Annotated in this window: 23 protein-coding genes; 5 read left to right on the top strand and 18 right to left on the bottom strand. The window is 55.0% G+C overall.

What is annotated here, in order from left to right; genetic code table 11:
* Positions 1-184 precede the first annotated feature (184 nt).
* From sanA to EDF78_RS21200, 9 genes are all read right to left on the bottom strand, one after another.
* Positions 185-1,108, bottom strand: coding sequence for an outer membrane permeability protein SanA (sanA, locus tag EDF78_RS21240; protein WP_095922684.1), 924 nt, complete (start codon positions 1,106-1,108; stop codon positions 185-187).
* 224 nt (positions 1,109-1,332) lie between these two features.
* Positions 1,333-3,030, bottom strand: a complete 1,698-nt coding sequence (locus EDF78_RS21235) for an NAD-dependent malic enzyme (RefSeq protein ID WP_095922683.1) — start codon at positions 3,028-3,030, stop codon at positions 1,333-1,335.
* Between the two features lie 158 nt (positions 3,031-3,188).
* Complete coding sequence (cdd, locus tag EDF78_RS21230; protein WP_133823853.1) at positions 3,189-4,073, bottom strand: cytidine deaminase; 885 nt, start codon at positions 4,071-4,073, stop codon at positions 3,189-3,191.
* 173 nt (positions 4,074-4,246) lie between these two features.
* On the bottom strand, positions 4,247-4,981 hold the full coding sequence (locus EDF78_RS21225; protein ID WP_133823852.1) for an arginine ABC transporter substrate-binding protein: 735 nt from the start codon (positions 4,979-4,981) through the stop codon (positions 4,247-4,249).
* A 227-nt stretch (positions 4,982-5,208) separates the two neighbouring features.
* Positions 5,209-5,877 carry an arginine ABC transporter permease ArtM gene (gene artM, locus EDF78_RS21220; protein WP_095922681.1) on the bottom strand — a complete coding sequence of 223 codons (669 nt, stop codon included), beginning with the start codon at positions 5,875-5,877 and terminating at the stop codon, positions 5,209-5,211.
* Positions 5,877-6,593: an arginine ABC transporter permease ArtQ gene (gene artQ / locus EDF78_RS21215; protein ID WP_095922680.1), complete on the bottom strand. Its 717-nt coding sequence runs from the start codon at positions 6,591-6,593 to the stop codon at positions 5,877-5,879. The genes artM and artQ overlap by 1 nt, the downstream gene beginning before the upstream one ends.
* Before the next feature lie 12 nt (positions 6,594-6,605).
* Positions 6,606-7,337, bottom strand: coding sequence for an arginine ABC transporter substrate-binding protein (gene artJ, locus EDF78_RS21210; RefSeq protein ID WP_119822205.1), 732 nt, complete (start codon positions 7,335-7,337; stop codon positions 6,606-6,608).
* A 47-nt stretch (positions 7,338-7,384) separates the two neighbouring features.
* Positions 7,385-8,113: an arginine ABC transporter ATP-binding protein ArtP gene (gene artP / locus EDF78_RS21205; RefSeq protein WP_095925169.1), complete on the bottom strand. Its 729-nt coding sequence runs from the start codon at positions 8,111-8,113 to the stop codon at positions 7,385-7,387.
* A gap of 210 nt (positions 8,114-8,323) precedes the next feature.
* Positions 8,324-8,905 carry a lipoprotein gene (locus EDF78_RS21200; RefSeq protein ID WP_095922678.1) on the bottom strand — a complete coding sequence of 194 codons (582 nt, stop codon included), beginning with the start codon at positions 8,903-8,905 and terminating at the stop codon, positions 8,324-8,326.
* A 188-nt stretch (positions 8,906-9,093) separates the two neighbouring features.
* Here EDF78_RS21200 and EDF78_RS21195 point away from each other — a divergent pair, with 188 nt between their 5' ends.
* Both EDF78_RS21195 and EDF78_RS21190 read left to right on the top strand, forming a co-directional pair.
* Positions 9,094-9,420 carry a heavy metal-binding domain-containing protein gene (locus EDF78_RS21195; protein ID WP_013574757.1) on the top strand — a complete coding sequence of 109 codons (327 nt, stop codon included), beginning with the start codon at positions 9,094-9,096 and terminating at the stop codon, positions 9,418-9,420.
* A complete protein-coding gene (locus EDF78_RS21190; RefSeq protein ID WP_133823851.1) occupies positions 9,417-10,265 on the top strand; it encodes an N-acetylmuramoyl-L-alanine amidase in 849 nt (282 codons plus the stop codon). Before EDF78_RS21195 ends, EDF78_RS21190 begins: the two co-directional genes overlap by 4 nt.
* A gap of 22 nt (positions 10,266-10,287) precedes the next feature.
* On the opposite strand, the gene EDF78_RS21185 is transcribed toward EDF78_RS21190, so the two are convergent.
* The 7 genes from EDF78_RS21185 to EDF78_RS21155 all read right to left on the bottom strand — a co-directional run bounded on the left by EDF78_RS21185 (position 10,288) and on the right by EDF78_RS21155 (position 19,762).
* Positions 10,288-11,322, bottom strand: coding sequence for an NAD(P)-dependent oxidoreductase (locus EDF78_RS21185; RefSeq protein WP_119822207.1), 1,035 nt, complete (start codon positions 11,320-11,322; stop codon positions 10,288-10,290).
* 156 nt (positions 11,323-11,478) lie between these two features.
* Positions 11,479-12,933 (bottom strand): DUF2867 domain-containing protein, encoded by a 1,455-nt coding sequence (locus tag EDF78_RS21180; protein WP_133823850.1) that lies wholly within the window; start codon positions 12,931-12,933, stop codon positions 11,479-11,481.
* An 85-nt stretch (positions 12,934-13,018) separates the two neighbouring features.
* Positions 13,019-14,032: a low-specificity L-threonine aldolase gene (gene ltaE, locus EDF78_RS21175; RefSeq protein ID WP_133823849.1), complete on the bottom strand. Its 1,014-nt coding sequence runs from the start codon at positions 14,030-14,032 to the stop codon at positions 13,019-13,021.
* Positions 14,033-14,118: 86 nt separating this feature from the next.
* A complete protein-coding gene (gene poxB / locus EDF78_RS21170; protein ID WP_095922673.1) occupies positions 14,119-15,843 on the bottom strand; it encodes a ubiquinone-dependent pyruvate dehydrogenase in 1,725 nt (574 codons plus the stop codon).
* Between the two features lie 178 nt (positions 15,844-16,021).
* Positions 16,022-17,035: an NADH oxidoreductase gene (gene hcr, locus EDF78_RS21165; RefSeq protein ID WP_133823848.1), complete on the bottom strand. Its 1,014-nt coding sequence runs from the start codon at positions 17,033-17,035 to the stop codon at positions 16,022-16,024.
* Between the two features lie 6 nt (positions 17,036-17,041).
* On the bottom strand, positions 17,042-18,694 hold the full coding sequence (gene hcp / locus EDF78_RS21160; protein ID WP_133823847.1) for a hydroxylamine reductase: 1,653 nt from the start codon (positions 18,692-18,694) through the stop codon (positions 17,042-17,044).
* Between the two features lie 168 nt (positions 18,695-18,862).
* A complete protein-coding gene (locus EDF78_RS21155) occupies positions 18,863-19,762 on the bottom strand; it encodes a lysine exporter LysO family protein (RefSeq protein WP_095922670.1) in 900 nt (299 codons plus the stop codon).
* Positions 19,763-19,951: 189 nt separating this feature from the next.
* Here EDF78_RS21155 and EDF78_RS21150 point away from each other — a divergent pair, with 189 nt between their 5' ends.
* A complete protein-coding gene (locus EDF78_RS21150; protein ID WP_133823846.1) occupies positions 19,952-21,685 on the top strand; it encodes an ATP-dependent endonuclease in 1,734 nt (577 codons plus the stop codon).
* Here EDF78_RS21150 and EDF78_RS21145 read toward each other — a convergent pair.
* Both EDF78_RS21145 and cspD read right to left on the bottom strand, forming a co-directional pair.
* Positions 21,682-22,671 carry a VirK/YbjX family protein gene (locus EDF78_RS21145; RefSeq protein WP_095922668.1) on the bottom strand — a complete coding sequence of 330 codons (990 nt, stop codon included), beginning with the start codon at positions 22,669-22,671 and terminating at the stop codon, positions 21,682-21,684. The genes EDF78_RS21150 and EDF78_RS21145 overlap by 4 nt on opposite strands.
* Before the next feature lie 292 nt (positions 22,672-22,963).
* On the bottom strand, positions 22,964-23,185 hold the full coding sequence (cspD, locus tag EDF78_RS21140) for a cold shock-like protein CspD (protein WP_015696601.1): 222 nt from the start codon (positions 23,183-23,185) through the stop codon (positions 22,964-22,966).
* Between the two features lie 391 nt (positions 23,186-23,576).
* On the opposite strand from cspD, the gene clpS reads away from it, so the two are divergent.
* Positions 23,577-23,897: an ATP-dependent Clp protease adapter ClpS gene (gene clpS / locus EDF78_RS21135; RefSeq protein ID WP_013574769.1), complete on the top strand. Its 321-nt coding sequence runs from the start codon at positions 23,577-23,579 to the stop codon at positions 23,895-23,897.
* A gap of 27 nt (positions 23,898-23,924) precedes the next feature.
* Entirely contained in the window at positions 23,925-26,207 is a 2,283-nt protein-coding gene (clpA, locus tag EDF78_RS21130; protein ID WP_095922667.1) for an ATP-dependent Clp protease ATP-binding subunit ClpA, read from the top strand.
* Positions 26,208-26,317: the final 110 nt, after the last annotated feature.

The following is a 26,317-nucleotide window of genomic DNA, read 5'->3' as shown; positions in this document are numbered from 1 at the left end:
AATAATAGATGCTTGAAAGAGATTTCAATGATCAACGACGTAAATCAATCATTGAAATGAACATACAAGGTTGGGAGGGGGTTTTAAAGGCTAACTCTTTGTCAAAGCTCACTTTAAATCTTGCTTTTGACCTTAATACCCCACCCCAACCCTCCCCTTCGCAGGGGAGGGAGCGGTCCGGCGATCACTGCTGGAAGGGATTTCTGCCTGCCGGTTTCGCCGGTTCGGGTTTGGCGGTGGGTTCCACATCTTCTGCTTCATCCTGCGCTGCGTCGTTGGCTTCCTGTTCTGCTTTCAGTCTGGCGGCTTCGTCTGCGGCTGCTTTGTCCGCAGCGGCTTTATCGGCTGCTGCTTTTTCAGCGGCGGCTTTGGCGATGGCGGCTTTCTTCTCGGCTTCCAGTTGCTGTTGTAGCGCCAGCAGTTGTTCCGGCGTGACGGCCGGATAGCCCTGCGCATCGTCAGGAATGGTATGTACCGCAGGAATCGGGATCAGCGGGCCGAGGAAGCGGGGTTCGCGTTTGAGCAGGTACAAATCGGTCAGCGCACCCAGACGGGCGAAGATCTCGCGGCTGCGCACGCTGAGCATATTTTTCGGGGAAGGGACGGCGAAACATTGCGCCTGAATCCCCATATGCAGCGCGATAAACAACGCCCGCTCACAGTGGAAACGCTGGGTGATGATGATGAAATCGTTGGTGTCGAAAACTTTGCGGGTTCTGACGATGGAATCGAGCGTGCGGAATCCGGCGTAGTCGAGCACGATATCGCTGGCGGGGATACCGGCGGCAATCAGGTCGCGGCGCATGGTGCTTGGCTCGTTATAACTTTGCTGCGCGTTGTCGCCACTCAGCAGCAGGTATTTCACCTTACCGCTGTTGTAGGCATTGATCGCACCCTGAATGCGGTACAGGTAATACTGGTTGATCACGCCGGTGCGGTAATACTTCGCGGTGCCGAGCACCACGCCGACCTGACGGTGTGGCAGGGTCTGCACCTCATCATAAATGTAAGGCTGGGTGCGTATGCTTATCCACTGATCAAGCCCAATAGCGACCGCCAGCATCAGAATAATGATGCCGAAAACGCCAGCGATGAGTCGCTTAATCATAGGTATCCCTGTTATGACCAGATGGAAATCGGATCCAAGGCTACTTTACCTCTCCGGGCTTCGCAATACGTTGGCGTCCGCATCCACCGGCTTCGCGGGTTTTTTCAGCACTTTTCAGCGAATTACTTTTGAATCTGCGCGACGCGCTGCAATTTGAGTGAAAAAAAAGACCAATGCACAAGGCATTGGTCCCGATCAGTGTCTGACTGTTTTTCCGGCGATTATCAGAAAGACGTGCGCTTATAGCTGCGGTATTGCGGTGCCCAGAAGTTGTGCTCAATCGCTTTCGACAGCGAGTCTTCTGATGTCACCATGGCGACACCCTGCAACTGCGCGGCTTTACCGACGGCCATCGCGATGCATTTGGACACGCCCTGTATGTCGTCCACATCCGGCAACAATGAACCTTTACCTTCCGTCGCCAGCGGGGAACATTCTGCCAGCGTCCGGCTCGCGGCCATCAGCATACCGTCGGTCACGCGTGTCGCACCGGAGGCAATCACCCCCAGCCCGATACCCGGGAAGATGAAGGAGTTATTGCACTGTGCGATAGGGTACAGCGTGCCTTTGTGGCTGACCGGTGCAAACGGGCTGCCGGTGGCCACCAGCGCCGCGCCATCCGTCCAGTTAAGGATATCGGCAGGTGTCGCTTCCACGCGGGATGTCGGGTTGCTCAGCGGCATCACCACCGGACGCGCACAGTGTTTGTGCATCTCGCGGATGATTTCTTCGGTGAACAGGCCTGGCTGGCCGGAAACACCGATCAGCACGGTCGGTTTGGCGTTACGCACCACATCCAGCAGGGAAACGCTGTCGCTTTCCATTCCCCAGCTTGCCAGTGCGCTGCTTTTCTGCACCAGTTTGCTCTGGAAATCCAGCAGGTTAGGCAGTTTGTCGGTCAGCAGACCAAAACGATCCACCATAAAGACTTTGGCGCGGGCTTCTTCTTCGCTCAGACCTTCAGACTTCATCTGCGCCACGATCTGTTCGGCGATACCACAACCGGCAGAACCCGCACCGAGGAAGGCGACGGTCTGATCACTCAGCTTGCCACCGGCGGCTTTGCTGGCGGCAATCAGGCTGCCCAGCGCCACGGACGCGGTGCCCTGAATATCATCGTTAAAGCAGCACAGCTCATCACGGTAACGTTCGAGGATCGGCATGGCGTTCTTCTGCGCGAAATCTTCAAATTGCAACAGCACATTCGGCCAGCGGATTTTCACTGCCTGAATAAACTGATCGACGAAGGCTTCGTATTCTTCGCCGGTGATGCGCGGATGACGCCAGCCCATGTACAGCGGGTCATTCAGTAATTGCGGATTGTTGGTACCGGCATCCAGCACCACCGGCAGGGTATACGCCGGGCTGATGCCGCCACAGGCGGTATACAGCGAAAGTTTACCAATCGGGATCCCCATGCCGCCGATGCCCTGATCGCCCAGGCCGAGGATGCGTTCGCCGTCGGTCACCACCACCACTTTGACGTGTTGTTTGGTGGCGTTTTGCAGCATGTCATCGATATGAGCGCGGTTCGGGTAGGAGATAAACAGGCCACGGGCGCGGCGATAAATATCAGAAAAGTGTTCACAGGCTTCGCCGACGGTCGGCGTATAAATCACCGGCATCATTTCGCTGAGATGGCTGTCCAGCAGACGGTAAAACAGCGTTTCGTTGGTATCCTGAATGTTTCTCAGATAGACGTGTTTATCGATGTCGTTTTTGAAATTTTGAAACTGGCGGTAGGCGCGGTCGGCCTGCTCTTCAATGGTTTCCACCGCTTCCGGCAGTAAACCGTGAAGGTTAAAGTTGCTGCGCTCTTCTTCAGTAAAAGCACTGCCTTTGTTCAGTAACGGAAACTCTAACAGAATCGGACCAGCATGCGGGATGTACAGGGGACGTTTACTTTCGTATTCAAGTTCCATCGTTTTACTCTTCCGGTTTTCAGAATGTGTTTTTTATATTTCGGCGCGTTGAAGGGTAACAGAGAGGAAATAAGGATTTCAAATGACAAACGTAATGACAATGTTATGTAACTAAAGACTCCGGAAACGAAGTCTTTAGTGTTAACCCGCTCACGTTTTCAGCAGGTCAGCGTGGTGATATCTTCACAGCCCAGCGCGTTTAAGGTGGCGCGTGTGGCATCGTTTTGGGTGATCAGCGCATCCGTTTGCTCGACCAGCACGGCGCGGCGAACGTTCAGGCAATCTTCCCCGGACATGTTCAGCAGAATTAACGCTGCCTGGAGCGGAGGCAGGCTCGGGTTAAACGCCGCGTTTTCCGCGTAACGGCCAGCAAACTGTTTGCCGTTGGATGTTTCCAGCGCCACACCGCTGTGAGATTTGCTGTAAGGCGCATGGCTCTGGTTGCAGGCATCCAGCGCCAGCAGGGCCAGCGGGTCCGCGTTTTCCAGTGTGTAGCCGTGGTCTACTTTGTCCATCAGCAGGGTGGTGATGTCCAGATCCTTCGGGCCGAAGGAGTGGGGCAGGTAATCGCCCAGCGTAGCCACGTCACGATCGGGCAGATGGATATCCAGCGCGGTGCCGCTGGTCAGTTCATTCATAAACTGACGACAATGTCCGCACGGGGTGTAATTCACGGTGATGGAAGCCAGACGGGTTTCCCCGCGCAGCCAGGCGTGAGTCACGGCGGACTGTTCGGCATGAACGGTTTGCTGCATCGGCGCACCGGCGAATTCCATATTGGCACCGAAATACAGGTTGCCGGAAATTCCGCGTGCTACTGCACCGACGTTGAAATGAGAAATTGGCGTAACGGAACAGGCCGCAGCCAGAGGCAACAGGGCAAATGCCAGCGCGTCATCGTCCAGCCCGGTCGCCTGTTTTACCTGCGCAACGTCAGCCGCGGTGAGCATTGCCGGGAAGTCATCATGACGCAGAAACGGCTCAAGCGCGGAGGATAAATTTTCAGGGAGTGCCGCAAAGGCGGTGTGAAAACGTGCGTGCATAAACATTCGATCTCGCAGTGATTACGGTTGAACAGTGTAAAAGTCATTACATGAACGTAGTGTGACGAATGTCACTTTTTCGATGTAATAAGTTCTGCTTCGTTGCATATTTGGGAGATGTCACGCATAAACGCCGCCTTTTCAGACGGCTGTCAAAAAAGGATGACGCGGAATCAGTGAGCCGGGAACCACTTGTCATTGATCTTCTGAAACTCGCCGTTGGCTTTGATCCCTTCCAGTGCCGCATTCAGCCTGGACAGCAGTGCCGTATTATCAGGACGTACTGCCATGCCGACGCCGGTACCAAAGTATTGCGGATCTTTAATCACTTCGCCCACTTCACCGAGATTCGGGTTGGATTTCAGCCAGCCATTCAGCACGGCGGTGTCACCTAACAGCCCGTCCAGACGACCACTTTTCAGATCCAGAATCGCGTTCTGGTAGCTGTCGTAGCCGACGGTGGTGATTTCAGGATGCTTTTCCATCAGGTATTTCTGATGCGTGGTGCCGTTTTCCAGACCAACACGTTTCCCTTTCAGATCCGCAACCGACGAGAATTTGCCTTTCGGCCCGATGATCATCGCGGTATTGGCGTAGTAAGGCTGGGTGAATGTCACCTGTTTGCTGCGCTCTTCGGTGATATCCATTCCGGAAATAATCACGTCGAAACGACGGAATTTCAGTGCCGGGATCAGGCCGTCAAACGGCTGGTTGGTGAAGGTACAGGTTTCCTGCATCTGCTTGCATAAGGCGTTCGCCAGATCGACATCAAAACCAATAATCTGGTTATCAGCACCGATGGATTCAAACGGCGGATAAGTGGCGGAAGTGCCGAAACGGATGGTATCTGCGGCGGTGGCAGCAAACGCAGTGGCAGACAAGAGAGCGGCGAGGATAAGCTTTTTCATGCAATACATTCCTGTTCAAAAAATGACATTCCCTTCGCGATTCAGTTTACTGATTTCATTGATGTAATCGGGTAACTGGCAGGAAGTGAAACCTGTCGGTTAAGTTGCCATTAAATGAATTTGTATGCAATAAATTTGATTAAAAAATTAATAGGGTGAATGCGGAGGTTTTTCACCGGCATAAAAAAAGGGACGATTTCTCGTCCCTTCAGTTTCGACTCTGAGAATCAGTTGCGGCGTTCAAACGCCAGCGCACGACGTTCTATCAGACGCATCATCAGGGTCAGCAAGCCGTTCACGCACAGATACACCAGACCGGCCGCGCCGAACACCATGACGTCATAGGTACGGCCATACATCAGCTGGCTGTGACCCATCACGTCCATCAACGTAATGGTGTACGCCAGCGAAGTACTTTTGAACACCAGCACCACTTCGTTGGAATACGACGACAGCGCGCGTTTAAAGGCATACGGCAGCAAAATGCGCAGGGTTTGCGGTTTCGACATGCCGAGCGCGTTACACGACTGCCACTGGCCGGATGGGATCGCGCGCACCGCACCGGTAAACAGCTGCGTGGTATAGGCCGCGCTGTTCAGTGCCAGCGCAAACATCGCGCAAAGCCACGGCTGAGACAACACTTCCCATAACCACGGAATTTCACGGATCGACGGAAACTGACCCGGACCGTAGTAAATCAGGAAGATTTGGACCAGCAACGGCGTGCCGGTAAACAGCGTGATATAACCTTTGACGATCTGGCTGGCCACCGGCACTTTCAGCGTGAGGATCACGGTGAAAATCATCGCCAGCAGCAGCGCGACAATCAGCGCCGCCACGGTCAGTGTCAGGCTGGTGTGCAATCCTTTCAGGACTTCAGGTAAATATTCCCACATCAGGAAGCACTCCGTTCAAAGCGGGTAGTACGCAGTTCGATGCGTTTAATCACGAACTGGCTGAACAGGGTGACAAGCAGATAAATAGCCGCCGCAATCACATACCAGGTAAAGGGTTCCTGCGTACGGGTGGCGATACTTTTGGTTTGCAGCATCAGGTCATTCACACTGATCAGCGACACCAGCGCGGTGTCTTTCAGCAGCACCAGCCACTGATTACTCAGACCCGGTAATGCATGACGCCACATCTGCGGCATGATCAGACGGAAGAAAATCGCCGACTTTTTCATGCCCAGTACCTGACCGGATTCCCATTGGCCTTGCGGCACGGCTTTCAGTGCGCCGCGCAAGGTCTGCGATGCGTAAGCCGAATACAGCAGGGAAAGGGCGATCACACCACACACAAACGGGCTGACTTCGAAGTTCTCAATCGGCAGTTTGATCGGGATGGCGAACAGGCCGAGGTTGATGCTGAAGCCATCGGCCAGCACCATCAGCAGCTGTGAGGAACCGAAATAGATGAACAGCACCACCAGAATTTCCGGCAGACCGCGCAGCACGGTGACCCACGCGGTACCCAGCCAGCTAAGCGGCTTCCACGGCGCGGATTCCCAGACAGCGAAAATCATCGCCAGCACCAGGCCGAGGATCAGCGCACAAACGGCAAGGCCGACGGTCATCCCGGCGGCGCTTGCTAAAGGTTGGAATTCAGTCATTGATAGGCAAACTTATTGCTGGAACCATTTTGAATACAGCGTCTTGTAAGTGCCGTCAGCTTTCACTTTTGCCAGCGCATCATTCAGTTTAGTCAGCAATTCAGTGTTGTTCTGACGAACAGCAACACCCAGACCGGTACCGAAATACGTCGGGTCAGTGACTTTATCGCCGACAGCGGCCAGATTTTTGTTCTGTTTCAGCCATTCGTTCACCACAGCGGTGTCACCGAAGACCGCGTCCAGACGACCATTTTTCAGATCCAGCACGGCGTTCTGATAGCTGTCATACGGCACGGCAGTGATTTCAGGGTGCTTATCCATCAGGTATTTCTGATGGGTGGTGCCGTTCTGCATACCGACGCGTTTGCCTTTCAGCGCCGCAACGTCAGTGAACTGACCGGAATGGGCGATGAAAATAGCGGAGTTGTCGTAGTACGGGTTGGTGAAAGCGACTTGCTTGAGACGTTCCGGCGTGATGTCCATACCGGAAATCACCGCGTCAAAACGACGGAATTTCAGGCTTGGGATCAGGCTGTCAAACGCCTGGTTGGTGAAGGTACAGGTGGCCTGCATCTCTTTACACATGGCGTTCGCCAGATCGACGTCGAAGCCCTGGATCTTGTTGCTGGAGTCGACAAACTCAAACGGAGGATAAGACGCTTCCATCGCGAAACGGATGGTATCAGCCGCGCTGGCTGACAAACTGACGGTGGCCAGAACCGCGGCAATTACTAATTTTTTCATCGCAAACTCCGTAGAAACATCAATCAATGTATTGATAAGAATACAGTTTAGTGGGAAAGGTAGCTGGCAAACTCTTTGGTTTGCGGCTGAGCGAAAATGGAGGCATCGCCTTGCTCAACAATGCGGCCATTTTCCATGTACACCACGCGGCTGGCGGTTTTACGCGCCACTTCCACTTCGTGGGTCACGATAACCTGTGTAATCCCGGTACCCGCCAGTTCGCGGATAATACTGACGATCTGGGCAGTGATTTCCGGGTCAAGCGCGGCGGTCGGTTCATCAAACAGCAGAACCTGAGGCTCCATCATCAGCGCACGGGCAATCGCCACACGCTGTTGCTGACCACCGGAAAGGTGTAAAGGAAAGCGATCGGCGTAATCGGTCAGGCGCAGACGGGTCAGCAGTTTCTGGGCACGTTGCATCGCGACATCTTTGGTCAGTCCCAGAACACGGATCGGGGCTTCCAGTAAGTTGTCGAGTACGGTGCGGTGCGGCCACAGGTTGTATTGCTGGAATACCATGCCGACGTTCTGACGCAGTTCGCGAACGGCTTTTTCATCCGGCTTGCGGGTGAAATCGAAGGTGTTACCGGCGATATGCAATGTGCCTGAACGCGGCATTTCCAGCAGGTTCAGAACACGTAACAGGGAGCTTTTGCCTGCACCACTTGGCCCGAGTAAAACCAAAGTTTCACCGGCAGGGCAGTCGAGCTGGATGTCAAAAAGCGCCTGATGCACGCCGTAGAAGCAGTTGATGCTATTAAGTTGAATACTCATGCGCAAATAGTGAATAGCCATTGATGCCGCAGATGGTAACTTCCACAGCATAGTTATGCAACGATCGCGGCTTAAAAATTATGTGTTGCCGCAGGAATGCCAAAGTGTAGCACAACATATTGTTAACTAACTGTGACGGGGGTGTTGGTCAATGGCGTTATTCATCATTGACCAACATTTTCGTGTGGGGTTTTTAGAAAGCTGAACGGGTTACTGGTTTTCTAAAACCTGACGCAGCGTGCCGCTGGAAGCGAAATCGAGGTTGGCCATATACCGCACGTCATCGACCGTCCAGCATGTGCCTTCCCGCACCATCAGCACTTCATCTTTCCAGCGGGTTGACGCGCCTTGGTCTTTCTCATGCGTGAAGGTCACGCGCAGAGGAATGTTGCGAGCGTCGGTATTTGGAATGGTGGAGGCGTCGTCAACGGAGGCGGACGTCGGGCCGTCAAACAGGCTGGAGAAAATGTCACCATCGCCGGAGCCGGCACCGGTTTTTTCGTTGGGTGAAGCCGCAATATCCACTTTCGGTTGTGACCGTGCTTTCAGCAGGGCGTCATATAACGCGGTGCTCAGATAAGGACGGTACGCCGCAAGCTGGCTGGCATTCGGTATTCCGCTGCCGCCTTGTTTAATGCGCAAATCATAGAATTGCTGAGCCACGCTGTCAGGGCCGCCGTCGACACACGGCGCGGTACGGCTGCCGATATCCTTATACGCAGGTTCTACCGTGGTGCAGGCATTTAACATCAATACAAACGGGATTGCGGCGAGCAGAGTTTTCTTTTTCATCGTATTCCTTACTGAAAGATTGAACGTTTTCACCATGACTTTCTTTACCATACAGTATAAAACCGATTTGGCTTAATGCATGGCGCAGAGAAAAACAGTCACCCGCAATACCTTGATCTCTCACGCATGGTTTATGCTGTGGATGAACGCTGCGCTTCAACGTGGACGACAACTGATAAGGAATACTCATGCAAATTTCAACCACCCCGACCCTCGAAGGTTTCACCATTGCTGAATATTGTGGCGTGGTGACAGGCGAAGCGATTTTAGGCGCGAATATTTTCCGTGATTTTTTCGCGGGCGTACGCGATATCGTCGGCGGACGTTCCGGCGCTTATGAAAAAGAGCTGCGCAAGGCGCGTGAGATTGCTTTCCGTGAGCTGGAAGAACAGGCGAAAGAACGCGGCGCCAACGCGGTTGTCGGCATCGACATCGATTACGAAACCGTGGGTAAAGACAGCAGCATGCTGATGGTCAGCGTGTCCGGCACCGCAGTGATCGTACACCGCAAATGATGTGCCGCCGTCTGTCACGCGGCGTACTGACCGCCGCCTTGCTGTTGCTGGCGGGGTGTCAGGGTGCCAGCGAAAAAGCCAAAGACGCGCCGTTCCGGCTGGAAACGGCGCGGCAGGCGCAGGGCGCGGATCAGCGGATCCGTTTTCTGGTGATCCATTACACCGCCGAAGATTTCAACAACGCATTAAATACGCTTACAGATGAACACGTCAGCGCGCATTACCTCATTCCGGCGCAACCGCCCTTTGAAGACGGTAAACCGGTGGCGTGGCAACTGGTGCCGGAAAATAGGCGCGCCTGGCATGCGGGTGCCAGCGGCTGGCGCGGGCGCACCAATCTCAACGACACGTCGGTCGGCATTGAGCTGGAAAACAAAGGCTACAGCAGGCATCTGCTTGGCAAAAAATTCTATCCGTTCCCGCCTGCGCAAATCGATTTGCTGGCAAATCTGAGTCAGGAGATTGTCACGCGTTATCAGATTGAACCGCGCAATGTGGTGGGACACAGTGATATCGCCCCGCAGCGCAAGGATGACCCCGGCCCGCTGTTTCCGTGGCAGGAAATGGCTGAACGCGGGATTGGGGCATGGCCGGATGCGGCGCGGGTCAATCACTCTCTGGCAGGACGCAATCCGCAGCAACCGGTCGATCAGACACAATTGCTGGGGCTGCTGAAAGCCTACGGCTATCCGGTGAGTGATGACATGACGCCGGAACAGCAGCGGCGGGTGATCGCCGCGTTCCAGATGCATTTCCGTCAGAGTGATTACCGCGGTCATGCGGATGCCCAGACGCAGGCCATCGCGCAGGCGTTATTAGTGCAGTATCCGGATAAGAATGACTGAAATCAGCGGCTGACCCTGGCGGTCAGTCGCGTTTCGGACCGATACCGTGCAGCCCCTGAAGTTTACCGTGATCGCGCAGCCAGTCGGCGGTGCGGATAATCCCCTGATCGAGCGAAATCACCGGCACATAGCCCAGTTCTTTCTGCGCGCGCTGCGTATCGAGCGTGAGATCAAAATTCAGTTTCGCCACGCTGTAATGCGTCAGCACCGGCTCTTTATGCGAGCTTTTGCTGATACGCTCCATGCCCCGCGCCATCATATCCAGCAACGGATAAGGCACCGAGCGGATGCGGTATTTGATATCCAGATTTTCCATCAGCTGCTGCACCAGCGTACGCAGCGGGCGCGGCTGCTGATTGGTAATGTTGAAGGCGCGACCGGACTCGGTGGACTGAGAATGCGTCGCCAGCCACATTGCATGTACGGCGTTCTCGACGTACGTCATATCGACCAGTGCTTCGCCGCCGCGTGGCAACATCAGCGTGCCGCCGTATTTCAGCATCTGTAACAGGCGCGGCAGCAGCACGTTATCGTGCGGGCCGAAAATACCCTGCGGTCGCAGGATGGTGAAATGGGTTTGCGGATTGGACAGTGCCAGCGTGTGGATCACCTGCTCACCGGCGGCTTTACTGCGCGCAAACGAGTTAGCGAAACGGTGCGGACGAAAATCTTCCTGTATATCGCGGTGATGATGGAAATCGAAATAGATGGCCGGCGATGAAATATGGACGAAGTTTTCCACGCCATAAGCTGCCGACCATTCGCCCAGACGCCGCGTGGCGCGCACGTTGGCCAGTTCAAATTCCTGTTCGCTGCCCCACGGCGACATCAGCCCCGAACAGTGCCAGACGGTGTCGATATCTGCCAGCAACGCTTTTGCCTGTGCTGAGACCAGCGTGGTGAGATCGGCGTGAATAAATTCCGCGCCCATTTTCTGCAAAAGCGATCCCATGGCGGCGTTACGGCCTGTCGCCCGGACTTTGATGCCTTTATTTCGCAGAAACTCAACGGCGTTACGTCCAGGGCCGCCACTCGCACCGGTAACCAAAACCTTCATATACAGGCCAATGCCTTCATAAATAGAGAAAAAATATTGTCAGCGTCAGAGTTCTGGCACCCCTCAGCAATAAGGGTGCCATTCTTTCGTGAAATTGTGCGGGTTGCAATGGGAAAGGGGGAAAGCTGTGTCCGAAAGCGGATTAAATGACCCTTTCTAGCGTCCGCAACGGTCTTTCTGCCGGGCAAGGCTGGCGATGCGTTTTGCCATGCCACGAAAAATAAACTGATGAGCGGGCATCATACTGAACCAGTACAGCAGCCCGCTGAACCCGGCGGGATGCCACCACGCGCGCACATCCAGACTGCGGCTCTCGCCATGATCGGTAATGGTGAACGTTAAGCGCCCCAGCCCCGGTGCTTTCATGCCGAATAACAGCGCCAGTTCACGCTGCGGTTTCAGCCCGATGACTTTCCAGCCGTCGATTTTATCGCCGGGTTTCAGAAAGTCGCGATCAGGACGGCCGTATTTTACGCCGCCGCCGAGTAAATCATCGATGCGCGCCCGCGTTTTCCATAAGCCGTTGGCATAGAAATACCCCTCCGCGCCGCCCAGCTGCTGAATGACTTTCCAGAGTGAGGCTTTGGTGGCTGAGGTTTCCAGCGTAAAACCGGCTTGTTTCGGGTAATAACCGTAGCCGGGGCGCCAGCGCGCACGGGCATCCGCATCGTAGCCCCAGTCCGGTGAATCCATAATTTGCTGCTGTTCTTTTTCCAGTGTCGTGCGGATCGCCTCATCAACAGGGATCAGGGTCTGCGGGATCAGCCTTTGCAGTTTCTCACTGTCAGCCGGTAAATCGTGATTCAGCCCCTGAATCAGCGCCTTCGCCAGCGACGTCGGCACGGAGGTGATCAGGCTGAGGAAATACACCGAAACAAAGGAGGTCGGCAGGGGAACCGGGATCAGCCAGCGGCGTTTGCCGCTCATGGCGATAAAGCGTTCAAACAGGGTCTGATAGCTGATGTACTCCGGTCCTGCGGCCTCCAGGATCTGATTTTCGCTGGCAGGCAGTGTCACCAGCCCCTGCAAATAATTCAGCAGGTTTTCCAGCGCAATCGGGGAGGACTTTGAGCGGACCCAGCGCGGCGGCGTCAGCACCGGCAGGTTATAGACCATGTCACGCATCACTTCGAACGCGGCAGAACCCGCGCCAATCACAATGCCGGTGCGCAGTTCTGTCACCGGGATGGCGCTCATGCGCAGCAAATTGCCGGTCAGTTTTCTCGCCTGCAAATGCGGCGAATGGTTGTCTTCCGGCTGCATCGAGCCGAGATACACAATGTGCTTAATGGAGGACTCTTTCAGCGCCAGCAGGGTGTGTTGCGCGGCCTGCCGTTCCTTTTCCAGCAAGTCATCATCTTCGGCCATCGCGTGAACCAGATACACCAGCACATCCGCGCCTTCAAAGGCGGCAGCCAGCGTTTTACTCTGATACACATCGGCGAAACAGCAGCGGACGTTCGGCCATTTTTGTTGCTGTAACCATTCGATCCGGCGTGCGGCGGCTGTCACCTGAAAGCCTTGCTGGCTGAGATGCTCGGTGAGATGTTGTCCGATATATCCGCTGGCGCCGAGAACGACGATCCGGCCAGTGTGTGTCGTGATTGGCATTTCCATTTGCTCGGTCAGTGTGAGGGAGATAAAGCAGAAAATACGGCGATAGCCCGCAGGTTATCGCCGTGAACCGGACGGTCTGTCAGGCGTGCTGGTGCAGGAATTCCTGCCACAGCGCCACGACTTTTTGCAGGTCTTCGCGGCTGATATTGATGTGCGTCAGCACACGGGTCAGGGGACCGGCGCTGATGATCACTCCGCGCTCCAGCATCCACGGCCCCATTTTAGCCGCCAGCTCTGCGCTCTGTTTGATGTACAGCACGTTGGTCTGAGCACCCGGCGCGGCAATTTCGACGCCGATCTTGCTCAGTTCTTCCGCCAGCCACTGCGCATTGTCGTGGTCATCTTTCAGACGTGCCACGTTGTTTTCCAGCGCGTAAATCGCCGCTGCGGCCAGAATCCCGGACTGGCGCATACCGCCGCCGGTCATTTTGCGCCAGCGGTTCGCGCGCTGGATGTACTCTTTGCTGCCGACCAGCAGGGAGCCAATCGGCGCGCCCAGACCTTTCGACAGGCAGATCGTCAGTGTGTCGCAATACTGCGTGATCTCGCGCAGTTCCACGTTCAGCGCCACGGCCGCATTCATGATGCGGGCACCATCGATATGCAGTGCCAGCCCTTTTTCGCGGGTGAAGGCAAACGCCTTTTGCAGATATTCCAGCGGCAGCACCTTGCCGCTGTGGGTATTTTCCAGACTCAGCAGGCGGGTACGGGCGAAGTGAATGTCATCCGGTTTGATGGCAGCGGCGACTTTATCCAGCGGAATCGAACCGTCAGCGTCCATATCCAGCGGCTGCGGCTGAATGCTGCCGAGGACCGCCGCACCGCCTGCTTCGTACATATAATTGTGGGCTTTCTGGCCGACAATATATTCTTCGCCACGCTGGCAGTGCGTCAGCAACGCCACCAGATTGGCCTGTGTGCCGGTCGGTAAAAACAGCGCTGCTTCTTTACCGCACAGCTTTGCGGCCATGTCCTGCAAAGCATTTACCATTGGGTCATCGCCGTAGACATCATCGCCGACTTCAGCGCGGGCCATGGCCTGACGCATCGCTTCACTGGGGCGGGTTACGGTATCACTGCGTAAGTCGATCAACGTGGCTTCCTCTTCTCGGGTTGTAGTTGTGAATGCATGATTAGACAGAATTACCCGCCTAATCATGCACTATAGCCCTGTCAGGGTTATCGCAGCCAGTTGGTTTTTGCCAGTTCAACCACTTCGTCGCCGCGACCGCTGATCACTGCGCGCAGCATGTACAGGCTGAAGCCTTTGGCTTGCTCGAATTTGATCTGCGGCGGCATCGCCAGTTCTTCGGTGGCGGTGATCGCATCGATCAGCACCGGACCTTCGTAGGCGAAGGCATCCTGAAGGGCGGTGTCAATATCCGAGGCTTTTTCAACGCGGATGCCTTTGATGCCTGCGGCTTCAGCAATGGCGGCGAAATCCGGGTTTTTCAACTCGGTACCGTCCGTGAGATAGCCGCCGGATTTCATTTCCATCGCCACAAATCCCAGCACACTGTTGTTGAAAATGATGATTTTCACCGGCAGCTTTTGCTGCGCCAGCGTCAGGAAATCCCCCATCAGCATGGCGAATCCGCCGTCACCGCACAGGGCGACCACCTGCCGCGTGCGGTCAATGGCTTGCGCGCCAATCGCCTGCGGCATGGCATTCGCCATTGAGCCGTGGTTAAACGAGCCGAGCAGACGGCGCTGACCGTTCATTTGCAGATAACGGCAGGCCCAGACGGTCGGCGTGCCGACGTCGCAGGTGAAAATCGCATCGGCGGCGGCAAAGCGGCTGATCTGCTGCGCCAGATATTGCGGATGGATCGGCTGCTTGTCGTTCGGCGTCGCCAGCCCGTCGAGATCTTTGCGCGCTTCTTCGTAATGCTTCAGCGCCTTGTCGAGGAACTTGCGTTCGTTTTTCACCTGCAATTGCGGCAGAAGGGCGGTCAGGGTGGATTTGATGTCGCCGACCAGCGCCATATCCACATGGCAATGCGCGCCGATGCTGCCCGGATTAATGTCGATCTGAATGATTTTGGCATCGGTCGGATAGAAGGCGCGATACGGGAATTGCGTACCGAGCAGGATCAGGGTGTCGGCATTGAGCATGGCGTGATAGCCGGAAGAAAAACCGATCAGCCCGGTCATGCCGACGCTGTACGGATTGTCCCACTCGATATGTTCTTTCCCGCGCAGGGCATGGACGACCGGCGCTTTCAGGGTTTCAGCCAGCTTAATCACTTCGTCATGCGCGCCCGCGCAGCCGCTGCCACACATCATTGTGATATTGGTCGCGCCGTTCAGCAGTTCGGCCAGCTTCGCCAGTTCCGTGGGCTGTGGGGTGACTTTCGGCAGCACCGGCGGATACCAGCTGACTTTGGCGTCTTCCGGCGCTGGCCTGAGCGCCACATCGCCCGGCAGCACAATCACCGACACGCCACGATTGAGAATGGCTTTGCGCATGGCGATCGCCAGCACCTGCGGCAGTTGCTCGGGATTGCTGATCAGTTCGCAGTAATGGCTGCATTCGCGGAATAATTCGGTCGGATGGGTTTCCTGAAAATAACCGCTGCCGATTTCACTCGACGGAATATGGGCGGCAATCGCCACAACCGGCACGTGATTGCGATGGCAATCGAACAGGCCGTTGATCAGATGCAGGTTGCCGGGACCACAGGAACCGGCGCAGACCGCCAGCTCACCGGTGATTTGCGCTTCGGCACCGGCGGCAAACGCAGCCACTTCTTCATGGCGCGTACCCAGCCATTCGATGGTGCCCATGCGGTTCAGGCTGTCGCTCAGCCCGTTCAGGGAGTCGCCGGTGACGCCCCAGATCCTTTTTACGCCTGCTGCCTCGAGAGTTTTCGCCAGATATGCTGCTACGCTTTGTTGTTTCATTACTGAATCCCTCCACTGATGCTGAAAAATAACTGCGTTAAGCATAGTCCACTGATTACATCCTTGAATGTTCAGCCTTAAACCATACAAAAATACGCGAGTGAGGGAGGTGAAGATTTGTAAATCTGCCCGCGCAGACTGTAAAAAGTCATGTGCGGGCAGGGTGTTAACGCGGGGATCAGGCGAGGGTGACGTCGCCCTGAAGCTGACAGCTACACGCCAGCACATAACCCTGAGCGACCTCTTCGTCGGTCAGCGTCATGCGGCTGGTGGTCTGATAATCACCGGAAAGTATCCGGGTTTTACAGCTGCCGCAGACGCCTGCACGACAGGCCGCGGTGACCGGTAGCTTGTGCTGCTCCATGGCGGCCAGCAGGGTCGAACCGACCGGCACGCGGTAATGCTGTAACGGTGTCAGGCGGGTCAGCGTCAGTTGCTGATCAGCAGACACGTCCGCCTCCGCTGCCTGAAACTGTTCTTTGACGATATTCTCCTGCACCGCGCCCAGCGCCTTCGCCCATTCTCCCGCCAGTTGCATATACGGCACCGGGCCGCAAATCATTACCCGGCGTTGACGCATATCCGGCACCTGACTTTGCAGTAAATCCTGGCTCAGACGTCCGGCGATGTGCCCCGGCGCGGCATCCTTTTCCGCCAGAATGGTCAGGTTCAGTTGCGGATATTGGGCCGCCAGTTGCTGCCATTCATCGGCAAAAATGATGTCCTGCGGGCTGCGCACACTGTAAAACACCTGCACACTTAGCGCCGGATGATGTGCCAGTACATCCCGCGTGATCGACATCACCGGCGTCACACCACAGCCTGCCGCCAGCAATAACAGCGGCTGTTCGGTGTCGCAGGTGAATTCCCCTTGCGCATCACTCAGCCAGACATAATCACCGGGTTTCACCTGCTCCGTCAGCCAGGATGAGCCTGTGCCACCGTCGATGCGGCGCACCGTCAGCTGAATAAAACGGCTTTTTCCCGGCGTGGAGGAGAGCGTATACGCGCGCTGCACATCGCCACTCTGGCCGATATTGACCAGCGCAAACTGTCCGGGACGATACGGATAGACATCGTGAGTCATCAGCGACAGCGTGCGTACATCCGGTGTTTCCTGCGTAACGGAACAGACCTGCATACGATTCTGGCATAGCGCGGTCGGCTGATCGGGAAATAAAGGAAATTTCATTTCAGCTTACTCCGGCAGCATGGTTTTCAGATCCTGCTCCACCGAGGTGATTGCGCGCAGGCCAAATTTTTCATTCAGGATCGCCAGCAGGTTATCGGTGAGGAAGGCTGGCGCCGTCGGGCCGGTGGCGATGTTTTTCACCCCGAGCGACAGCAGGGTCAGCAGGATCACAATGGCTTTCTGTTCAAACCACGACAGCACCAGACTCAGCGGCAAATCATTCACGCCGCAGCCTAATTTCTCAGCCAGATTCACAGCAAGAATAATGGCGGAATAAGCATCGTTACACTGACCGACGTCCAGCAGACGCGGCAACCCTTCGAGCGTACCGAAATCCAGTTTGTTGAAACGGTATTTACCGCAGGCCAGCGTCATGATCAGACAATCCTGCGGCACGCTGAGGGCCAGATCGGTGAAGTAGCTGCGTTCGCCACGGCTGCCGTCACAGCCGCCGATCAGGAAGATATGACGCAGTTTTTTGGCAGCGACCAGATCAATCACGGTGTCTGCCGCGCTGAGTAAGGTCTGACGGCCAAATCCGACGGTGATTTCCTGCTCAATCTCACTGTAACGGAAGCCCGGAAGCTGCAACGCCTGGGTGATGACCGGGGCAAAATCTTCGCCTTCCAGATGCTGTACGCCCGGCCAGCCGACGATGCTGCGTGTCCAGATGCGGTCGCCATAATTGCCGACGTTCGGATCAATAATGCAGTTCGATGTCATGACCACCGGACCGGGGAATCGGGCGAATTCCACCTGCTGATTCTGCCAGCCGCTGCCGTAGTTACCGGCCAGATGCGGAAATTTCTTCAGCTCAGGGTAACCGTGCGCAGGCAGCATTTCGCCGTGGGTGTAGATGTTGATGCCGGTACCGGCGGTTTGCTCAAGCAGCATCTGCAAATCTTTCAGGTCGTGACCGGAGATCAGGATCGCTTTGCCTGCCAGCGGACGGACATTCACCGCCGTCGGTTGCGGGTGCCCGTAGGCGTCGGTTTCGCCTTTATCCAGGATCGCCATCACGCCAAAGTTCATTTTGCCGATCGCCATCGCGTTGCTGAGCAGTTCGCCCATGTCCGACGGCTGCGTGCCCAGCCAGGCCATCAGGCGGTGGTATTCGGCATAAATGGCGGTGTCAGACTGGCCCAGCACATGGGCGTGTTCCATATAGGCCGCCGCCCCTTTCAGGCCGTACAGACAGAGCATCCGCAGACCATGAATGTCATCGCCGATCTGCGCTTTGTCACTGTTGAGGGCAAACTGCTGCGCCTGCTGTTGCAGCTCGCTGAGGTTATCGCTCACCAGTTCCAGTGCGGCCAGCGGGTGGCTGACGATGACATCAGGATCCATCAGACGGCAACGGACGGCCAGCGCCTCGCGGTGAATAATGGCCTCGCGGGCATAACCCACGATACGGTCAGAATCGAAGTTGACGTTGGTCAGGGTGGAGAAAAAGGCGCGGGGCGCGAAGCTGTCGATCCCGGCATCACTGATGCCGTAGCCGCGGGCGGTGAGCGCCCAGGCGGATAATCCTTCCAGCACGGCCACCAGTAAGTCTTGTAAATCAGAGGTTTCTGCCGTTTTACCACACATACCCTGCGCATAAGCGCAGCCATTGCCCGCCGGGGTACGGACTGTTTGTTCACATTGCACACAAAACATGATGAGGTCCTTTTTTAAAGTTGCATTTTAAATGCTTGTTTTAATGCAAGCCTAGAACCGGCAGGAACAGAAATGAAGGAGTTTTTAAGACAAAGTGACGCGAAGTTGATTTATCGCAAGTTTTGCAGGAAGGCACCCGCTGCCGGATGGCAGCGGGAAGGGCGGTGATCAGGCGGAGAAAAAGGCCATTAACACCGGGGCGATCAGGCTGAGGATAAAGCCGTGCACCACGGCGGGCGGCACCATATCCAGCCCGCCACTGCGCTGTAAAACCGGCAGGGTGAAGTCCATCGACGTCGCGCCGCACAGACCAAGTGCCGTCGAGCGGCTGCTGCGTACCAGCGTCGGGATCAGCATGATGGCGCACAGTTCGCGCGCCAGATCGTTAAAGAAGGCGGCGCTGCCAATCACCGGCCCGAAGGAATCGGTCAGCACGATACCGGAAAGCGAATACCAGCCGTAACCGGACGCCATCGCCAGGCCGGTTTTCAGCGGCAGACCGAGCAGCACGGCAGCCAGCGCACCGCCAATCAGGGCGCTGAGCGCCACCACCACCGCCACCATCATGCCGCGACGGTTGAGGATAATCTGGCGCAGGGTCATGCTGCTGTTGCGCAGTTGCAGACCGACCAGCGCCAGCAGGAATAACAGCGCGATTTCGCTGGCCTGCGAGGCGAACGTCAGCCAGTGCCATTGGGTCAGGCCGAGTGCAAAACCGCCGACCACCACGCCACACAGTTTCAGGGATTCCAGTGCCATGTGAATACGCGACGGCAGTTTTTCTTGTTTGTATTGCGTTTTCCAGGGTTTGCGGCGTTCCAGCAGCCACAGCGCGGCGTAGTTCATCACGAAAATACACAGGAAGCAGACGGCCGCGTATTTGAATATCAGCAGTAAATTGGTGCTGAGATTGTCGAGAAAAGCCAGACTGATGCCCATAATGAACAGGATGACATACACCATCCAGCTCAGTAACTGGTTCACGAGATGCAGCAGGGAACGGCTTTTGAGCGGAATGAGATAGCCGGCAATCAGCGGCAGGAGAATAATTAACAGCCCGGAATACATGATGCAAAAGTCCCTGAAAAGTGAGATCCCATGAATGGTGCGCGGCACAGAAAATGCCGCCCGCCACGCTAACGAAAAGTTATCTGACTGTAAAGCAGCTTCGGCACGCAGAGATATCTCCGGGTGCTTGACCTGAACCGATTTTTAACGCCATGCTCGGGAAAGCTCTGAGCGCACAGGAGGCGTCTGATGTATCTGGAACATATTGATATTGTCGGTTTTCGCGGAATTAACCGCCTGTCTTTGACGCTGAACCAGCCAGCACAACGTGGGGCATCCATTACCGCTTCTGTCCATCAGGGGCAGACAGAATCCTCTCTGACCAACACCGTGTTGATCGGCGAAAACGCCTGGGGCAAATCCAGCCTGCTTGATGCCTTAACCCTGCTGCTTTCACCGGAACCCAAACTTTACTGCTTTAAAGAGGAGGATTTCTATTTCCCGGCGGGAGAAGAGGAGTCCAAATCGCAGTATCTGCATGTGGTGTTTACGTTTTGCGAGAATCAGGCAGGACATCATATGTCGCCGCGTTTTAATCCGCTCTCACCACTTTGGGTGAAATGCGCCGACAAGCTGAACCGGATTTATTACCGGCTGGAAGGGGAACTGGACGACGATGGCAGCGTGATGACGCTGCGCAGTTTCCTGTCCTCCAACGGCCAGCCTTTAAACCTGACGACCATAGATCCGCTGGCACAGGCGCTGATCCGCCTGAATCCGGTATTGCGTTTGCGCGATGCGCGCTTTATCCGCCGTCTGCGCAGTGAGACGCTGGCCCCGCGTCTGGGGGCCAATAATGAAGAACTGGCCAGACAGCTGGATGAACTGACGCGGGAGCTGGTCCACAGCCCGCAGACGCTGAAAAACAGCGAACTGCGCAGCGGGCTTTCGGCGATGCAGCAGTTGCTGGAACATTATTTTGCCGAGCAGGGGACATCGAACAGCGTGCCGTGGCAGCAGAAGCGTCATGGCCGGGCGGAGAGCCGCCGGGCATGGCGTTCGCTGGATAATATCAACCGCATGATTGCCGAACCGAACAGCCGCAGTATGCGGGTGATGCTGCTGGGCATGTTTTCCACCTTGTTACAGGCCAAAGGTTCGGTGGTGCTGCACCCGGATGCGCGGCCGCTGCTGCTCATCGAAGACCCCGAAACGCGCCTGCATCCGATCATGCTGTCGGTGGCCTGGGGATTGCTGGATCAGCTGCCTCTGCAACGCATCACCACCACGAATTCCGGTGATTTACTCTCGCTGGTGCCGGTTGAACAGATCTGCCGTCTGGTGCGTGAATCCGGCCGCGTCGCGGCTTACGCCATTGGCCCTGAAGGGCTGAGCATGGAAGACAGCCGCCGTATCGCTTTTCATATCCGCTTTAACCGCCCCTCGTCGCTGTTCGCCCGCTGCTGGCTGCTGGTGGAGGGGGAAACCGAAGTCTGGCTGCTGAACCAGCTGGCGCGTCAGTGTGGCTATCATTTTGAATCGGAAGGGATCAAGGTGATTGAGTTCGCACAATGTGGCCTGAAGCCACTGCTGCGTTTTGCCCGGCAAATGGGCATCGAATGGCATGCGCTGGTCGATGGTGATGAAGCCGGACGCAAATATGCGGCGACGGTGATTGCCAATGTGGAAAACCACGACGATACGTTGCGTTATCGCCTGACGGCATTGCCGTCGCAGGATATCGAACATTTTCTGTATCGCGACGGGTTCGAGGACGTTTACCGCAAGAACGCTGCTATACCGGACAATGTCCCGATGTCGCCGCGACGCATTATTGATAAAGCCATTCACCGCAGCTCAAAGCCGGATCTGGCCATCGACGTGGCCCTGGCCGCCTCGCTGCGCGGAACCTCGTCGATTCCGCCTTTGCTGCGGCAAATGTTTTCCCGCGTGGCATGGCTGGCACGCGGCCGGGCGGATTAAGCGGCGCGGCTGTTATCCGTCATCAGCGGATTGCCATGACCCCGGCTAAAGGTCTGGCGGATCTGCGTTTCCAGATCGTCTAACAGCTGGTAACGGCGACGGTATTCCGAGCGCCGTTTACTGGCGATTTCTTCCAGCGGGCGGTGAGCAATCTGCAACGGTAAATGGAAATAACCGTCTTCGGCCTGCTTCGCTTCCATGGTTTCCCAGAAACTGTCGTAATCGGCAAATACCATGCCTTTGCGTTTTTTGTAGCGCGGATTTTCATAAATATGCGTGTGGTTACCCACCGCCACAATCTGTTTCATGCCGGTTACGTCCGCGAGAGTCGTCAGCGCTTCAATCACCAGACGTTTGGGAAATAATCCGTGGCAGGCTTTGGTTGCGGTCTGGATTTCCTGATGATCCACATGCGCGCGTGGCCCCTGTAATGCGCCGATGAACAATGTCGGACGTCCCAGATATTCAATAAAGGAGAACGTCACGATCGCAATCGGCTCGCCCTGCGGCGTGGTAAATGTCAGGGTGGCTTCCCCTTCTTTATCCAGACGGCTGATGGCATTAAAGGTGATAGCAAAACGCTGTTCATCTTTTCCCGTCAGCGTGGCAATCGCCATCGGTTTTTTGCTCAGATAACCGTGATTAATCGCCTCCGGCAGGCAGTGGCCGATCATGTCGTAATGGTCGGTGATGCGCTTCATCGCCTGTTCCGGCGTGATATTGGCCGCCTGGTAGGTGCGGTGCAGTTTGCAGGGCAAGCTGGGCATGGCGGCGAGGATTTCGTCGCGTTGCGGGTGATGCGACAGATAATCAAGCATGCCGAACGTTCTGCGCGGATGCAGCAAAGCGCGATAAAGGAATTTGAAGCGATAACGTGGCAATGTCCATGAAGGCCCCGGCGTGATGCGGCGTGAGAGCAATGCCTTCATCAACTGAAAGCCTGAAAGCGGCGCCTTTTCTTCGGCAGGGTAGCTGAAAGTGGTCATGAAATTACCTGTTATTGTTAGCCAGATTTCTGTAGTGGCTATTTCAACAGGCGCAAAATAAACAGGCGTACAACGGCGGAAATTATGAGGAAATTGAAGGTGATTTGTTGAGATTGTGTTTAGTTTTAATTCCTTTTATATCCTGTCTTAGCAATCGGTGTTTAAAAAATGTACTTTTTTTCGTGCGAAGGGCTTGAAGCCAGCGTCATTCTCCCCCATAAATAAAAATGCCAGTCAGTGAGTGACCGGCATTTGCAGTTGAAGCGTGATGTGTTGCGTAATGCTGAACCGGTCAGGCGACCGCTTCACTTTCCACTGGAATAATGAGACTGGCATGATTCCCCTTTGGGCCTTCATGAACGTCGAAATTGACCTGCTGGCCGGCTTTTAATGTCCGGTAACCCTCCATCTGAATTGTGGAGTAGTGAGCGAAGATGTCTTCACCGCCATTTTGCGGGCAAATGAAGCCAAAGCCTTTAGCATTATTGAACCATTTAACAGTACCCGTCTGCATGCTTCTACATCCCTCTCATGACTAGTCTGGTAGTAAATAGATAAAGCCAGTTGAGTGAGCACGAAGGCCGGAACGCAGCGGATCAGCGCCTGTTCGAGCCTGTTTAAACTCCGTTCAGCTCACGAATTTACACTCTAGTGGAATAGAGTTGGACGTCAAGGAATCGGCATTTGTCCCGAGGGGGCAGATAACCAAACTTTGAAGCAGGTAACGCTATTGACATATTTTGTTAAATTTTCGTAGCGGGGCGGATGGCAGGGAGAACATTTTGTGCAGCGGCGCGGCGACGCAAGAGATGGTAAAATACGGTCATAATGATGTGAGGCTAAGCAGAAAGTGTTCACGTTTCGTATTTAGCATCCAAACGATCTTCACAGGTGACGAGCAGGCAATGGGTAATAATCAAGACTGGCTAAATTTTGAACATTTGGCGGCGGATAAGCAAAAGGATGAGGTAAAACCGCCATCTATGTATAAAGTTATATTAAACAACGACGATTACACTCCAATGGAATTTGTGATTGACGTTCTGCAAAAGTTCTTTTCTTATGATATTGAACGTGCAACGCAACTGATGCTCCAGGTGCACTACAGAGGCAAAGCGATATGCGGCGTTTATACCGCCGAAGTCGCGGAAACCAAGGTCGCACACGTAAATGAGTACGCCAAGGAGAATGAGCATCCGTTGCTGTGTACGCTGGAAAAAGCCTGATTAAGGCAATCTATTTGGGAGGTGCCTATGCTCAATCAAGAACTTGAACTCAGTCTCAACATGGCTTTCGCAAGAGCCCGTGAGCACCGGCATGAGTTTATGACCGTGGAGCACCTGTTGCTGGCGTTGCTCAGCAACCCTGCTGCCCGTGAAGCGCTTGAAGCTTGTACAGTGGATTTAGTGGCCCTGCGCCAGGAACTGGAAGCCTTCATCGAGCAAACCACACCCACCTTACCTGCCAGTGAAGAAGAACGTGACACCCAGCCTACGCTGAGTTTCCAGCGCGTTCTGCAACGTGCGGTATTCCACGTGCAATCTTCTGGCCGCAGCGAAGTGTCCGGCGCCAATGTTCTGGTCGCGATTTTCAGCGAACAGGAATCTCAGGCCGCCTATCTGCTGCGCAAACATGATGTCAGCCGCCTTGATGTGGTGAACTTTATCTCGCACGGCACCCGGAAAGACGAATCCGGCGGTCAGGCGCAAAACAATGCGGAAAACCCAGTTAACGAAGAACAGTCGGCGGGGGAAGATCGTATGGAGAACTTCACCACTAATCTTAACCAGTTAGCGCGTGTAGGTGGCATCGATCCGCTGATTGGCCGTGACAAAGAACTGGAGCGCGCCATTCAGGTGCTCTGCCGTCGTCGTAAGAATAACCCGCTGCTGGTGGGCGAATCCGGCGTAGGTAAAACCGCGATTGCTGAAGGTCTGGCATGGCGAATCGAGCAGGGCGACGTGCCGGAAGTGATGGCCGACTGCACCCTGTATTCTCTGGATATCGGTTCGTTGCTGGCGGGCACCAAATACCGCGGTGATTTCGAAAAACGTTTCAAATCCCTGCTTAAACAGCTGGAACAGGATAAGAACAGCATCCTGTTTATTGATGAAATCCACACGATTATCGGTGCCGGTGCAGCATCAGGTGGTCAGGTGGACGCGGCAAACCTGATCAAGCCATTGCTGTCGAGCGGGAAAATCCGCGTGATCGGTTCAACGACATATCAGGAATTCAGCAATATCTTTGAAAAAGACCGTGCCCTGGCACGTCGTTTCCAGAAAATTGATATTACTGAGCCAAGCGTTGAAGAAACGGTTCAGATCATCAACGGCCTGAAAACCAAATACGAAGCGCATCACGATGTGCGTTACACCGCGAAAGCGGTACGTGCGGCGGTTGAGCTGTCGGTCAAATACATTAATGACCGTCATCTGCCGGACAAAGCCATCGATGTGATTGACGAAGCGGGCGCGCGCAGCCGGTTGATGCCGGTGAGCAAACGCAAGAAAACCGTTAACGTCAGCGATATCGAAAGCGTGGTCGCGCGTATTGCCCGCATTCCGGAAAAAACCGTGTCTGCGACAGACCGCGATGTGCTGAAAAATCTGGGCGATCGCCTGAAAATGCTGGTCTTCGGACAGGATCCGGCTATCGAAGCACTGACCGAAGCGATCAAAATGAGCCGCGCCGGTCTGGGTCAGGATCACAAGCCTGTCGGTTCATTCCTGTTCGCGGGGCCAACCGGTGTCGGTAAAACCGAAGTGACGGTTCAGCTGGCGAAAGCACTGGATATCGAACTGCTGCGCTTTGATATGTCGGAATACATGGAGCGTCATACGGTCAGCCGTTTGATCGGTGCGCCTCCGGGATACGTTGGTTTTGATCAGGGCGGTTTGCTGACGGATGCGGTGATTAAACATCCTCACGCCGTGGTGCTGCTTGATGAAATCGAGAAGGCGCACCCGGATGTCTTTAACCTGCTGTTGCAGGTGATGGATAACGGTACGCTGACCGATAACAATGGCCGCAAAGCTGATTTCCGTAACGTGATTCTGGTGATGACCACCAACGCCGGTGTGCGTGAAACGGAACGTAAATCGATTGGTCTGGTGCATCAGGATAACAGCCCGGATGCGATGGAAGAGATTAAGCGTACCTTTACGCCGGAATTCCGTAACCGTCTGGACAATGTTATCTGGTTCAACCATCTGTCTACGGAAGTTATCCAGCAGGTTGTCGACAAATTTATCGTCGAACTGCAGGCGCAGCTGGATGCGAAAGGCGTGTCTCTGGAAGTCAGCGACGAAGCCCGTGACTGGCTGACCGTGAAAGGTTATGACCGTGCGATGGGTGCGCGTCCGATGACCCGTACCGTTCAGGAAAACCTGAAAAAACCTCTCGCCAACGAGCTGCTGTTTGGTTCACTGGTGGATGGCGGTTCCGTTTCTGTGGCGCTCGATAAGGCGGCTGACAAGCTCACTTATCACTTCATGAGTGCGCAGAAGAAAAAACCGGAAGGTGCGGTGCATTAATTTTTCATAAAGCATGAAAAAACAAAAGGCGATGTGAAAACATCGCCTTTTTTCTTTCCGAAATTCTTTATTTAATTGCAGTAATTAGTGGGGGATTTCAGAAAGGATAG

The sequence above is a fragment of the Rahnella sp. BIGb0236 genome (assembly GCF_004364755.1).
In the GTDB taxonomy this organism is placed as follows: Bacteria; Pseudomonadota; Gammaproteobacteria; order Enterobacterales; family Enterobacteriaceae; genus Rahnella; species Rahnella victoriana.
Note: the sequence above shows the minus strand (reverse complement) of the source record. Positions and strands in the feature narration are given on the sequence as shown.